We start from the raw sequence: 12,463 nt of genomic DNA, 5'->3' as shown, positions 1-12,463 counted from the left end.
CGGCCTCAGGCGGCCGTGCGCCAGCCGTCCAGCACCGCGTCGATCAGGGGCGCCAGACGGGCGCGGGCGGCGAACCGGGGGACACCGGACATCAGCAACGCGTCGTACTCGGTGTCGGTGTGCCGCACGGCGGCCCGTACCGCCACCGACACCGCCTGCTCGTCCAGGGCCCGGCCCGCGGCGGTGCGGCCGACCCGGCCGCTGCCGCGCACGGAGGCGTGGGCGGCGATCGCCCGCGCGCGCTCCGGAGGGCATCCGGGGAACAGCCGCAGGATCTCGGCGGCGAACGCCGCCGTGAACCGGACGTCCTCGGCCGCGCGGCGCGCCCGGTCGCGCTCCCGGCGGCGGGCCCGGGCCTCGGCGTCCGCGAGGCAGGCGCGTTCGGCGCGGGCCAGGGCCGCGTCCTCGACCAGCAGGCCCTGGCGTTCGTAACGACGCCGGCGCCGGTGCCGGCGCACGACGACGGCGGAGAGCGAACTGGCCTCCCGGGCGCGGCGCGTGAGCGCGGTATCGCCCCGCGGCAGGTACACCAGGTGCCCCAGATCGGCACAGTCCAGGCACCGGGGCACACCGGCCTCGCGCACCAGACGGCGCAGCGGGCCCCGTCGGCACTCGGCGCAGTGGATCTGCTTCAGTGACTCGAAAACGACGAGACTCATGCCGTTGTGATACCGCCGGACGGTGCGCAAATCACCTTGTCCGGGAAGGCAATCGGCCCTTCGTGGCATCGGCCGGGACCTCGTGAGGTCCTCCCGGCGCGCACGCCCGAGGGGCCGTGCCGTGGTGACCCCCGTCCCCCAGGGCACGGGCCGTGGGGCGCGCCCCCGCCGTGGTCCTCAGACCAGTCGGCGTATCTCGCCGCGCACCCGGTAGAAGCCCCCGGACGCCGGGTGCAGCCCGTCCACCACGTACCGGGCTCCGGCCTCCCGGATCCCACGCGGGAACTGGACGTTCCAGGAGGGCTCGAAGCCCTCGGACACCACCTGCACGCGCATCCGGCCGCCCTGCTGCACGCACTCGACGACCACCGTGCCCGTAGGCACCGCGGCCACCGAGACCGTGGCCACCGCCGCGGCCGAGGCCGCCGGGGTGAACACCGGCAGGGCCGCGGCCGACTTGACGTCCACCGGCGCCGGGACGGAACCCTGCTGGGCCGCCGCGATCGCCGCCTCGCTCGCGTCCACGCACACCAGGGACCCGTCCGTGGTGACCAGGTAGAGCCGCCCGTCCAGGTACTGCATGGACAGGGCCGAACCGCTGCCCGTGCCCAGCTTCCAGAGCCTGTTCCCCTCGGCGTCGAAGCAGTACACCGACGAGGCGAGGTCACCGGCGAACACGTGCCGCCCGTCCGGGGAGGTCGCGCAGGAGTACACGGCCGCGTCGCACCGGTACGAGGCCTCCAACGCGCCCGTCGCCTTCGACAGCCGCTGCACGCTGTTGTGGCCCGTCCCCGCGTACACCGCGTCCCGCTCCTGCCAGCCGAACAGCACCGAGCCGCTGGTGTTCGTGTGCCACAGCTGGCCGCCGCCGTCCGGGGCGTAGGCCGTCACCCCCAGGCTGTGCCCGTGGTAGACGGCCCGGTCGTCGGCCCGGACCATCCAGGCGTTGGACCCCGAGGACTTGCGCGACCACTGGAACTCGTCCTCGTGGTCGATGACCGTCAGGCCGCCGTCGCGGTCCGCGACGTTCAGCACGCCCTCGCGGATGTCGAGCCAGAAGATGTCCACGTCCGCCGCGATGTCGTACGCCCCGAACGGCACCTTGGAGGACAGGTCGTACACCGTGCCGTCGTCGCAGCCCGCGTATATCCAGAACTCGTCCGCGACCAGGCACTTCACCCCGTCGGGCAGCGAGTAGCGGGCCAGCACCTCACCGCCGTGGCTCACCGTGTAGACGTCGCCCGCCTGGTTGCCGACCCAGCAGCGGTCCTCGTCCACGTGGATGCCGAAGGCCGCGGAACCGGTGCGCAAGCGCCACAGCACCGGCGCCACGGCGCGCGCCGTCGACGGCGCCGAGGTGACCTGGCGGCGGGTCACCGCGCGGGCCGCGCGGGCGCCTCGTACCGCCGGCGCGTACCCCTTGCGGACCTTCTCGCCGATCTTCTTGGCGGCCGCGGCGCGGGCCTTGTCCGGCGTCGGGAACGAGGAGCTCTGCAGCTGGCCGGTCGCGCCGATGCGCCCGTAACGCACCGAGACCGCGGTGCCGTCGACGGTCACCTCGTAGAACTTGTGCGCCGCGCCGTCCTCCTGGGACAGCTCCAGATACGTCGTCTCCCGAGCCATGACAGACCCCTCCCCACGAGCCGGGCCAACGGCTCCTTCTCACCGGTGATCCCTCGTGAAAAAAGCTAAGGCCCACCACTGACAATGGGTTCGTGAAGCTCGAAGCGATCACCTGGCAGCGGATGGCGGAGCAGCTCGCCGGCCACCTCGACGACGTCCGCGAGGGCTCCCCCGACGGCGTCGGGACCGGGTCCTGGCAGCGCGTCGGCATCGACGGCGCGCCCGCTGCCGACACCGGACCGCTCGCGGGCCGGCTCGCCGACGCGCTGCGGCTGCGCGGCCGTTCGGTGCTCGTGGTCGCCGCCGGGGGGTTCCTGCGGCCGGCCTCGCTGCGCTTCGAGTTCGGGCGGGAGGACGTGGACGCGTACCTCGGCGGCTGGTACGACACCGGCGCACTGTGGCGGGAGGTCTTCGGCCCGACCGACCCCGGCGGCACCGGACGGGTGTTGCCGGACCTCTGGGACCCGGTGACCGACCGCGCCACCCGCAGCCCCTACGTCGAACTGCCCGCCGGCGGCGTCCTGATCGTGCACGGGCCCCTCCTGCTGGGCCACTGGTTCCCCTTCGACCTCAGCGTGCACATCAGCCTCTCGCCGGGGGCGCTGGCCCGTCGTACGGAGGAGGGCGAGCGCTGGACCCTGCCCGCCTTCGCCCGCTACGCCCGCGAGACCGGACCGGCCTCGGCCGCCGACGTGCTGGTGCGGGCGGACGACGCACGGCACCCGGCGTGGACCGGGTGCCCCGGCCGGGCGGGTACGGGGTGACCGGGACCCCGCCGACCTCCCCTGGTCAGGGGCGGCCGCCGATGCGGGTGACCGCCTCGGCCGCCGCGCGGCAGCCCGCCCGCGCCGCCTCCACCGGGTCGGAGCCCGCGAGCCGGGCCGCGAGGAAGCCGCCGGTGAAGGCGTCGCCGGCGCCGGTGGTGTCCACCGCATCGGCGGGCTCCGCCGCGACCTCCGCGGTGATCCGGCCCGCCTCGGCGACGAGCGCCCCGCCCGTGCCCCGGGTCACCACCACGAGCGGCACCCGCCGGCTCAGCTCCTCCGCCGCCCGCGCCACCCCGGCCGGCTCCGGCAGCCCCGCCAGCAGCCGGGCCTCGTCCTCGTTCGGCAGGAGGGCGCCGACCCCCGCCACCGCGGCCATGAAGCGCTCGGGACCGAGCGCGGCCAGGAACCCCGCCGAAGCGGGGTCCACGCTGACCGGCACGCCCCGGGTCCGGGCCGCCCGCAGCGCGACCAGGGCCAGTTCCCGGCTGCTGTCCGCGAAGAAGAGGTAGCCCGACAGGTGCAGGTGTGCGGCGCCGTCCAGCAGCGCGGGCGCCCAGTCGGCGGGGGACAGCCGCAGCGAGGCCCCGCTGTCGGTCAGGAAGGTCCGCTCCGCGTCCTTGCCGACCAGGGCCACCACCGTTCCGGTCGGTTCCGCCGGGTCCACCACCAGCCGCGGCCGCACCCCCGCGTCGACCAGGGCCCGCTCGTGCCAGCGCGCCGATTCGGCGCCCACCCGCGCGAGGAGGCGTACTTCGGCCGTCCCCGTGCGGGCCGCCCAGCAGGCCGCGTTGGCGCCCGCGCCGCCCGGCAGGGTGCGGATCCGGGCGGCGGTGTCGGTGGCCGGAGCCAAAGGCTCCGGATGTATCGCCACCACGTCCGTGACCACGTCGCCGACGACCACCAGCGCCCCCGGTGCCGCCGTCATGCGCGGGCCGCCCAGGCCCCGGCGATCCTCGCCCCGAGCCGCACGTTGCCCCGTACCGCGGCCAGGTTGGCCTCCAGCGAGGCCCCGCCCGTCGCCCGTACCAGGAAGTCCAGCAGGAACGGGGTCACCGCCTGCCCCGCGATCCCGCGCTCGCGGCACTCGGCGAGGGCCTCCGCCAGGACCCGGTCGTGCAGCCGCGGATCCAACTGCTCGTCCTCCGCCACCGGGTTGGCCACCAGCAGTGCCGAATCCGGGCCGCCGACGGCGTCCTGGGCTGCCATCACCGCCGCCACCTCCTCGGGGCGCTCCACCGTCCAGTCGACCGGCTCGCCGGAGTCGGCCAGGTAGAACCCGGGGAAGCGGCGCGTGCGGTAGCCGAGGATCCCCACGCCCAGGGTCTCCAGCCGCTGGAGGGTGGCCGGCACGTCCAGGATCGACTTCACCCCCGCGCACACCACCGTGATCCGGGTCCGTGCGAGCAGCGCGAGGTCGGCCGACTCGTCCTGGGAGCGCGTCCACTCGCGGTGTACGCCGCCCAGCCCGCCGGTGGCGAACACCCGCAGCCCCGCCCGCGCGGCCAGCAGGGCCGTTGCGGACACCGTCGTCGCGCCGGTCGCCCCCGTCGCGAGGGCCGGGGCCAGATCCCGGTGGCCGAGCTTGCGTACGCCCTCACCCGCGGCGATCCGCTCCAGACGGGCCTTGTCCAGGCCCGCGCGGGCCACCCCGTCCACGACCGCGACCGTCGCCGGAACTGCGCCCTCCGCCCGGACCAGGGCCTCCAGTTCCAGGCCCACCTCCAGATTGCGGGGGCGCGGCAGCCCGTGCGCGATGATCGTCGATTCCAGGGCGACGACGGGCCTGCGCGCGGCGAGCGCCTCGCGCACCTCTTCCGACAGGACCGGGACCTCGGATGCTCTGTGCAGTGGCATGTCCCCATCCATGGCACGGGATTCGCGCCCCCAAACGCGCCGTCCGGGCTCCGGCGCGAACCCGTCCCGTGGCGCGGCCCCGCGGGCGGCGGCGCGGTCGCCGCACCGCAGCGCCCCGGCGTACCCGCCCGGCCTCGGGAGCGACCGTACGGCTCTGGCCGAAAAGGGGCGGGTGCCGCCTGCGCTCGACGGAGTGACGCGTCCGCCGCGTCCATGCTGGACGCTCTGGTCACCCCCCGGCCCGGGAGGGCCGGATTAGGCTGACGCGCCATGAGCACCAGTGATCACACCGCCCCCGCCCCCGCCTCCTTCGCCGTGTCCGTCGCGGACGTCCCCGACTCCGAACTGGAGGCGGAGGACCTCGACCCGGCACAGATCGTCTCTGGCACCCCCGTGGTGACGGGCAAGGTGCTGTGGGAGGCCGAGGACGGCTCGCAGATCCGGGGGATCTGGCAGATCACCCCGGGAGTGGTCACCGACACGGAGGCCAACGAGCTGTTCGTCGTGGTCGGCGGCCGGGCCACGATCGAGGTGGAGGGCGGAGAGACCCTGGAGGTCGGTCCGGGCTCCGCGTGCGTGCTCCGGGAGGGCGACAGGACCACCTGGACCGTGCACGAGACGCTCCGCAAGGCCTACCACATCAGCTACTGACGCCCTTCGCGGGCGCCGGACGCACGGGGTGGCGCCGGGCGGTGAACAGGGCCAGTGCCGCCATCGGCAGCAGCAGCGCGGCGCCGATCGCGTTGAGCCAGCCGTAGCCCGCCCGGGACATGACCAGCCCGGCCGCCGCTCCGCCGATCCCGGCGGAAGCGTTCATGGTCAGGTCGCTCAGCCCCTGTACGGCGGCCCGCGCGGCCTGCGGCACCGAGTCGGTCAGCAGGGCCGATCCGGAGACCATCCCGGCGGACCAGCCGAGGCCGAGCAGGAAGAGGCCGGCCGCGCTCTGGGCGTGGTCGCCCCCGGCGGTGCCGGCGAGCAGCGCGGCGAGCGAGAGCAGTCCGGCGGCCAGTCCGATCACGGAGAGCCGGCCGAGCCGGTCGGCGAGCCACCCCATGACGGGCGAGAAGGCGAACATGCCGGCGATGTGCCCGCTGATGACCAGGCCGACCAGCTTGAGGCCGGCGCCGTGGTGACCGAGGTCGACCGGGGTCATCACCATGATCGAGACCATGGTGGTGTGGGACACGGCGACGGTGAGCAGTGCGAGGCGGGCGCGCGGGGAGACGCGGACGGCACCGAACCCGGCGCGCAGCGAGCGGCTCTGCCGGGACTGCTCCTCGGGGCCGGCCAGTGCCCGTGCCGTCAGCAGCGGGTCGGGCCGCAGGAACACGGCGATCAGCGTGCCGGTGAGGACGAAGACGGCGCCGGCCCAGACGAAGGGACCCGCCGTCTGGGGTATGGAGGTCCCGGCGAAGCTGTCGCTGGCGGGGGCGGAGAGGTTGGGGCCGAGCACCGCGCCGACGGTGGAGGCCCAGACGACCACCGAGATGGCGCGGGCCCGCCGGTCGGGCGGTGCGAGGTCGGCGGCGGCGAAGCGGGCCTGGAGGTTGGCGGAGGACGCGGCGCCGAAGGCGGCCATGCCGAGCATGAGCAGCGGGAAGCTCTTGACGGAGGCGGCCAGGACGACGAGGGCCGCGCCGAGGGTGCCGATCGCGTAGGCGACCACCAGCCCGGGGCGGCGTCCGCGCGCGGTCATCAGGGCGGCGAGCGGGAGCGAGACCAGGGCGGTGCCGATCACCGCGGCGGTGGAGGCGAAGCCGGACATGGCCTCGGTGCCGCTGATCTCGGTGGCCAGCACGGGGGCCAGGGCGATGCTGATGGGCACGCCCAGGCCGCCCAGCATCTGGGCGGCGATCAGCACTCCGGAGATCCGGCGCTGCAGCCGGGGCAGGTCGGCGGCGTCGACGGGCCCGCCGTGCCCCGCCCCGGCGGTGCGGGACACGGGGGAGGCACCGGGGGTCGCGGGGGAGGCGTCCGGCGCTCCGCGCCCGGGGGTCGTTCCGGGGGAGGAGGTCACGCCCGACACCCCCGTCGCGGGTACGCGGTGGGCGGCACCGGGGCGGGCACGTACGCGGAGGGGCCGGTTGCGGCGGCAGGAGGGGTCACCGCCGCAGTGTCCCACCCGCCACCGCCCGGGGGAACCGGGTATGCGGGCGCGGGAACGGGCGGAATGCGCAGGTCGGAACGGGGGCGGAACCGGGGCCGGGAGGGGGGAGGGGATCGGGAGGGGGGCGGAACAGGGGCCGGGGAGCCCCGTCCCGGAGGGGTGTCAGAACAGGGGCTGGGGCAGGACCCCCTCCAGGGCGAGCAGGATCCGCTTGGTCTCCACCCCGCCGCCGAAGCCCCCGATGCCCCCGTCGTTCTCCACGACCCGGTGGCAGGGCACGACCACGGGCAGCGGGTTCGACCCCATGGCGTTGCCCACGGCCTGGGCCGCCCCCGGCTGCCCGACCCGGGCGGCCAGTTCCCCGTACCCGACCACCGCTCCGTAGGGCACGGAGCGGTCGAGCTCCCGCAGCACCTGGCGGTTGAAGCCGGAGCTGAGCCGCCAGTCCAGCGGCAGCTCGAAGCGCCGCAGGGTGCCGGCGAAGTACGCGGCGAGCTGGCGCACCGGCTCGGCCAGCAGCTCCTCCTCGCCCGGCGCCGGCCGCCGGGCGTCGGCGCCGAGCCGGGAGACGAGCGGGCCGATCATCCGCTCGACCCGCTCCGGCGCGGCGTGGAACTCGACCCGGACCAGACCCTCGGGGGTCGCGGCCAGGAGGAGGGGGCCGATGTCGCTGGGGACGACGGTCCATTCGAGGTGCGGTCCGCGGGGCCGCTCGCTGGTGTCCACGCCCCCACGGTACGGCGCCCCGCCGACAGTCCCGCCGCCGGTCAGAATCCGCCGACGGCCTCCCGTACGACGTCGGGCGCGTTCGTGATCACGCCGTCCACCCCCATCTCCCGCACCTTGCGGGCCGTGGCCGCGTCGTTGACGATCCAGGTGTCCACCTCCATGGCGTTGCCGTGGGCGCCCCGCAGCCCGTGCACGGCCTTCACCCAGTCCGCGGAGATCGTGGTGTGCAGCGGGTTGATCCGGTCGGTGAACCCGGCGTACTCCGGCAGGTCGGCCACGCTCGGAGTGCCCAGGAAGGCCGTGATCAGATCGGGCCGCAGCCGGTGCACGGTCCGTACGGAGTCGGCGCTGAAGCTCTGCACCACCAGGCGCTCCGCGACGTGCTGCGCGTCGAGCCAGCCCAGCTCGTCGAGCAGTTCCAGCGTCTGCTCCTCGATCCCCGGGTACAGCTCCGGCTTCTTGATCTCCAGGAGCAGCCGCTGCCCGTTGTCCTGGACCCGGTCCATGTACTCCCGCAGGGTCGGCACCCGGGCGCCCGCGAACTGCGCGCCGAACCAGCTGCCCGCGTCGAGCCGGGCGATCTCCGCCGCCGTGAAGTCCTTGACCGCCCACGGCTTGCGGTCGGGGAACACCTGCTCGACATCGGTCGTACGGGCCAGCGTGTCGTCGTGGATCACCACGAGCTCGCCGTCCCGGGTCCGCTGGACGTCGTTCTCGACCCAGGCGAAGCCCATCCACGCGGCCCGGTCGATCGAGGCGACGGTGTTCTCCGGGGCGTACGCCGAAGCCCCCCGGTGGGCGTACACGACGGGCCCCAGGAACCGTTTCTGCGCGGTGGAGGGGGCCACGGGCGTGCCGGGGGCGCCGGAGGCGGCGGACGACGGCGTCCCGCCCAGCAGGCCGAGGGCGAGGCCCAGGAAGGCGGCGGCCGCCGCGGCGGCGGGTCGGACGACGTGCATGTGCGATCTCCTCGGGTCGTGAGGCCTGCTCTCGCCTCAAACGGGCGCGGCGCCCAGGACGTTGCGGTGCGGCGCCCGCCGTGCGCTGACGGAGGACCGTTCCACGGCGATCATGGGGCCGACGATCACGGCCCCGCCAACGGACTACGACAAACGGACCAGACCGCGCTGACTGTCGGTGGGGGGCCGTACGGTTGACCCATGCGGCCCGTATCGAAGATCGAACGCACGGTGGCGCCTTTCGAGGTCGTCAGCCCCTACCAGCCCAGCGGCGACCAGCCGACGGCCATCGCCGAGCTGGAGAAGCGCATCCGTGCAGGTGAGAAGGATGTCGTCCTGCTGGGTGCCACCGGCACGGGCAAGTCGGCCACCACGGCCTGGATGATCGAGAAGCTCCAGCGCCCCACCCTGGTGATGGCGCCGAACAAGACCCTGGCCGCCCAGCTGGCGAACGAGTTCCGCGAGCTCCTGCCCAACAACGCCGTCGAGTACTTCGTCTCGTACTACGACTACTACCAGCCCGAGGCGTACGTACCGCAGTCGGACACCTACATCGAGAAGGACTCCTCGATCAACGAGGAGGTGGAGCGGCTGCGTCACTCCGCGACCAACTCGCTGCTGACCCGGCGCGACGTGATCGTCGTCGCCTCCGTGTCCTGCATCTACGGCCTCGGCACCCCGCAGGAGTACGTCGACCGGATGGTCCCCCTCAAGGTCGGCGAGGAGATGGACCGCGACCAGCTGCTGCGCCGCTTCGTCGACATCCAGTACACGCGCAACGACGTGGCCTTCACCCGCGGCACCTTCCGGGTGCGCGGCGACACCATCGAGATCTTCCCGGTCTACGAGGAACTCGCCGTCCGCATCGAGATGTTCGGCGACGAGATCGAGGCCCTGTCCACGCTGCACCCGCTGACCGGCGAGGTCATCAGCGAGGACCGCGAGCTCTACGTCTTCCCCGCCAGCCACTACGTCGCCGGACCCGAGCGCATGGAGAAGGCGATCGTCGGCATCGAGGCGGAGCTCGCCGAGCGCCTCGCGGAGCTGGAGAAGCAGGGCAAGATGCTGGAGGCCCAGCGGCTGCGCATGCGCACCACCTACGACCTGGAGATGATGCGCCAGATCGGGTCCTGCTCCGGCATCGAGAACTACTCGCTGCACATGGACGACCGCGAGCGCGGCTCCGCGCCGAACACCCTCATCGACTACTTCCCCGAGGACTTCCTCCTCGTCATCGACGAGTCGCACGTCACCGTGCCGCAGATCGGCGCCATGTACGAGGGCGACGCCTCGCGCAAGCGGACCCTGGTCGACCACGGCTTCCGGCTGCCGTCCGCGCTCGACAACCGGCCGCTGAAGTGGGAGGAGTTCCAGGAGCGGATCGGCCAGACGGTCTACCTGTCCGCCACCCCGGGCAAGTACGAGCTCTCCCGCGGCGACGGGTTCGTCGAGCAGATCATCCGCCCCACCGGCCTGGTCGACCCCGAGGTCGTGGTCAAGCCCACCGACGGGCAGATCGACGACCTGGTCCACGAGATCCGGCAGCGGGTGGAGAAGGACGAACGCGTCCTGGTCACCACCCTCACCAAGAAGATGGCCGAGGACCTCACCGACTACTTCCTGGAGCTGGGCATCCAGGTCCGCTACCTGCACAGCGACGTCGACACCCTGCGCCGCATCGAGCTGCTGCGCGAGCTGCGGGCCGGCGAGTACGACGTCCTCGTCGGCATCAACCTGCTGCGCGAGGGCCTCGACCTGCCCGAGGTGTCGCTGGTGGCGATCCTCGACGCCGACAAGGAGGGCTTCCTGCGCTCGGGGACCTCCCTCATCCAGACCATCGGCCGCGCCGCGCGCAACGTCTCCGGCCAGGTCCACATGTACGCGGACAAGATGACCCCGGCGATGGAGAAGGCCATCGACGAGACGAACCGGCGCCGCGAGAAGCAGATCGCCTACAACACGGCGAACGGCATCGACCCGCAGCCGCTGCGCAAGAAGATCAACGACATCGTCGCCACCATCGCCCGCGAGGAGCTGGACACCGAGGAACTGCTCGGCAGCGGCTACCGGCAGGCCAAGGACGGCAAGGGCGCCAAGGCGCCGGTGCCGGCGCTCGGCGGCAGGGCGGCCGCGGCCGTCGCCGGGGGCAAGGCGGGCAAGGGGGCCAAGGGCGCCAAGGGGGCGAAGGGCGCGCAGGCGGCCGAGGTGCTCACGGACCGGCCCGCGGCCGAACTGGCCGCACTGATCGAGCAGATGACCGAGCGGATGCGCGGCGCCGCGGCCGAGCTCCAGTTCGAGGTCGCGGCCCGGATCCGGGACGAGGTGGGCGAGCTCAAGAAGGAGCTCCGGCAGATGAAGGAAGCGGGTCTCGCCTGACCCGGGGGCGGTCAGTAGGGTTGGGACACAGCCGCAGTTACACGCTGCGCGCCCGTCGGTCGGGCGGGCTACGGAGAGGGGACAGCGCGTGACGGTCAACATGACCAAGGGTCAGGCCATCAGTCTGCAGAAGTCGGACGGCGGCACGCTGACCGCGGTCCGGATGGGCCTCGGCTGGCAGGCGGCCAAGCGCCGGGGCCTGTTCGGCTCGCGGACCCGGGAGATCGACCTGGACGCCTCGGCGGTGCTCTTCGCGGACAAGCAGCCCGTGGACGTGGTGTTCTTCCGGCACCTGCAGAGCGACGACGGCTCGGTGCGCCACACCGGCGACAACCTCGTCGGCGGTGCGGGCCAGGGCGGGGACGACGAGGCCATCCTCGTCGACCTCCAGCGCGTGCCCGTGCACATCGACCAGATCGTCTTCACGGTGAACTCCTTCACCGGCCAGACCTTCCAGGAAGTGCAGAACGCCTTCTGCCGCATCGTCGACGAGACCAACGGCCAGGAGCTGGCCCGCTACACCCTCGACGGCGGCGGCCAGTACACGGCGCAGATCATGGCGAAGGTGTCCCGCGAGGGCTCCGGATGGAAGATGACGGCCCTCGGCAACCCGGCCAACGGCCGGACCTTCCAGGACCTGATGCCGGCGATCCTGCCGCACCTGTAGCGGTACCGGGCAAGAGCACCACGGAACAAGAGAAGAAGGCACGGGGGGAGGGCTGCACGATGACGGCCGAACTGGTCCGGGGGCAGAACCACCCCCTGTCCCGCAATCGGGTGGAGATCCGGGTCTCGGCCGGCACGGCCGTGCTGGCCCTGGCCGTCACCGGCGACGAGGCGGGCGGGCCGGCCGGCCCCGGGGCCCTGGCGCATCCCGGGGCCCGGGCCCTGCCGGGCCTGGAGGTGCCGGACCGGGTCGGCGACCGCCACCGGTTCACCGTCGACCTCGACGCGGTCGGGGCGGCCGTCCACCGGGTCCGGGTGCTGCTGGTGCTGCCGCCCGGCGGGCCGGCGCGCTTCGGCGCGGTCGCCGCCCCGCACGTGGCCGTGGCCGAGCCGGAGGGCGCCGAACTCGCGGCGTACACCGTCACCGGCCTCGACTCCGAGAGCGCCGTCGTGGCCCTGGAGCTGTACCGGCGCCAGGGCGCCTGGAAGGTCCGGGCCGTGGGCCAGGGCTACGCGGGCGGCCTCGGCGCCCTCCTGGCCGACGCCGGCCTGACCGGCCCGGCCGCCGACGCGCTGACGGCCGCCGCCCTGGGTCTGACGGCCTCCGGGGACATCACCCTGGCCACCCTGCCGACCGGGGCCGCGCCCAACGTACCCCACCGGCTTAGCGCCGCGCGGGACGGCGCGCCCGGCGCCCCCGGGGGAGATCTGAATACCACACAT

At 73.9% G+C, this 12,463-nt stretch carries 12 protein-coding genes; 5 read left to right on the top strand and 7 right to left on the bottom strand.

Translation table 11 applies throughout. The features are described from left to right. Positions 1 to 5: 5 nt before the first annotated feature. Together ACEPPI_RS16270 and ACEPPI_RS16265 are read right to left on the bottom strand one after the other, a co-directional pair. Positions 6 to 659, bottom strand: coding sequence for a DUF2293 domain-containing protein (locus ACEPPI_RS16270; protein ID WP_373915937.1), 654 nt, complete (start codon positions 657 to 659; stop codon positions 6 to 8). 177 nt (positions 660 to 836) lie between these two features. Then, positions 837 to 2,282, bottom strand: coding sequence for a WGR domain-containing protein (locus ACEPPI_RS16265; protein WP_373915936.1), 1,446 nt, complete (start codon positions 2,280 to 2,282; stop codon positions 837 to 839). A 92-nt stretch (positions 2,283 to 2,374) separates the two neighbouring features. Between ACEPPI_RS16265 and ACEPPI_RS16260 the strand changes: the two genes are divergently transcribed. Beyond that, complete coding sequence (locus ACEPPI_RS16260; protein ID WP_373915935.1) at positions 2,375 to 3,046, top strand: uridine kinase; 672 nt, start codon at positions 2,375 to 2,377, stop codon at positions 3,044 to 3,046. 25 nt (positions 3,047 to 3,071) lie between these two features. Here ACEPPI_RS16260 and ACEPPI_RS16255 read toward each other — a convergent pair whose 3' ends face one another. Continuing rightward, on the bottom strand, positions 3,072 to 3,974 hold the full coding sequence (locus ACEPPI_RS16255; protein WP_373915934.1) for a carbohydrate kinase family protein: 903 nt from the start codon (positions 3,972 to 3,974) through the stop codon (positions 3,072 to 3,074). Continuing rightward, the gene (locus tag ACEPPI_RS16250) at positions 3,971 to 4,903 is read right to left on the bottom strand and encodes a pseudouridine-5'-phosphate glycosidase (protein ID WP_373915933.1); all 933 of its coding nucleotides are present in this window, start codon (positions 4,901 to 4,903) and stop codon (positions 3,971 to 3,973) included. Before ACEPPI_RS16250 ends, ACEPPI_RS16255 begins: the two co-directional genes overlap by 4 nt. 270 nt (positions 4,904 to 5,173) lie before the next feature. Between ACEPPI_RS16250 and ACEPPI_RS16245 the strand changes: the two genes are divergently transcribed. After that, entirely contained in the window at positions 5,174 to 5,554 is a 381-nt protein-coding gene (locus ACEPPI_RS16245; RefSeq protein WP_373915932.1) for a cupin domain-containing protein, read from the top strand. Here the strand turns inward: ACEPPI_RS16245 and ACEPPI_RS16240 are convergent. The 3 genes from ACEPPI_RS16240 to ACEPPI_RS16230 all read right to left on the bottom strand — a co-directional run bounded on the left by ACEPPI_RS16240 (position 5,544) and on the right by ACEPPI_RS16230 (position 8,698). Further along, the gene (locus ACEPPI_RS16240; protein ID WP_373915930.1) at positions 5,544 to 6,920 is read right to left on the bottom strand and encodes an MFS transporter; all 1,377 of its coding nucleotides are present in this window, start codon (positions 6,918 to 6,920) and stop codon (positions 5,544 to 5,546) included. The genes ACEPPI_RS16245 and ACEPPI_RS16240 overlap by 11 nt on opposite strands. A gap of 252 nt (positions 6,921 to 7,172) precedes the next feature. Further along, positions 7,173 to 7,736: a methylated-DNA--[protein]-cysteine S-methyltransferase gene (locus ACEPPI_RS16235; protein WP_373915929.1), complete on the bottom strand. Its 564-nt coding sequence runs from the start codon at positions 7,734 to 7,736 to the stop codon at positions 7,173 to 7,175. Positions 7,737 to 7,777: 41 nt separating this feature from the next. Then, positions 7,778 to 8,698: a glycerophosphodiester phosphodiesterase gene (locus ACEPPI_RS16230; RefSeq protein WP_373915928.1), complete on the bottom strand. Its 921-nt coding sequence runs from the start codon at positions 8,696 to 8,698 to the stop codon at positions 7,778 to 7,780. A 201-nt stretch (positions 8,699 to 8,899) separates the two neighbouring features. Here ACEPPI_RS16230 and uvrB point away from each other — a divergent pair, with 201 nt between their 5' ends. The 3 genes from uvrB to ACEPPI_RS16215 form a co-directional block, all read left to right on the top strand. Continuing rightward, complete coding sequence (gene uvrB / locus ACEPPI_RS16225) at positions 8,900 to 11,074, top strand: excinuclease ABC subunit UvrB (RefSeq protein ID WP_373915927.1); 2,175 nt, start codon at positions 8,900 to 8,902, stop codon at positions 11,072 to 11,074. An 88-nt stretch (positions 11,075 to 11,162) separates the two neighbouring features. Next, entirely contained in the window at positions 11,163 to 11,741 is a 579-nt protein-coding gene (locus tag ACEPPI_RS16220) for a TerD family protein (protein ID WP_356221145.1), read from the top strand. Positions 11,742 to 11,800: 59 nt separating this feature from the next. After that, a partial coding sequence (locus tag ACEPPI_RS16215; protein WP_373915926.1) for a TerD family protein occupies positions 11,801 to 12,463 on the top strand: 663 nt, incomplete at its 3' end.

It is taken from the genome of Streptomyces sp. AB3(2024) (assembly GCF_041862025.1).
Taxonomy (GTDB): domain Bacteria; phylum Actinomycetota; class Actinomycetes; order Streptomycetales; family Streptomycetaceae; genus Streptomyces.
This window is presented reverse-complemented; position numbering and strand designations above follow the sequence as displayed.

Coding starts and splice junctions, on each gene's coding strand:
- ACEPPI_RS16270 (WP_373915937.1), bottom strand. CDS start 659: ATGAGTCTCGTCGTTTTCGAGTCACTGAAGCAGATCCACTGCGCCGAG.
- ACEPPI_RS16265 (WP_373915936.1), bottom strand. CDS start 2,282: ATGGCTCGGGAGACGACGTATCTGGAGCTGTCCCAGGAGGACGGCGCG.
- ACEPPI_RS16255 (WP_373915934.1), bottom strand. CDS start 3,974: ATGACGGCGGCACCGGGGGCGCTGGTGGTCGTCGGCGACGTGGTCACG.
- ACEPPI_RS16250 (WP_373915933.1), bottom strand. CDS start 4,903: ATGCCACTGCACAGAGCATCCGAGGTCCCGGTCCTGTCGGAAGAGGTG.
- ACEPPI_RS16245 (WP_373915932.1), top strand. CDS start 5,174: ATGAGCACCAGTGATCACACCGCCCCCGCCCCCGCCTCCTTCGCCGTG.
- ACEPPI_RS16230 (WP_373915928.1), bottom strand. CDS start 8,698: ATGCACGTCGTCCGACCCGCCGCCGCGGCGGCCGCCGCCTTCCTGGGC.
- uvrB (WP_373915927.1), top strand. CDS start 8,900: ATGCGGCCCGTATCGAAGATCGAACGCACGGTGGCGCCTTTCGAGGTC.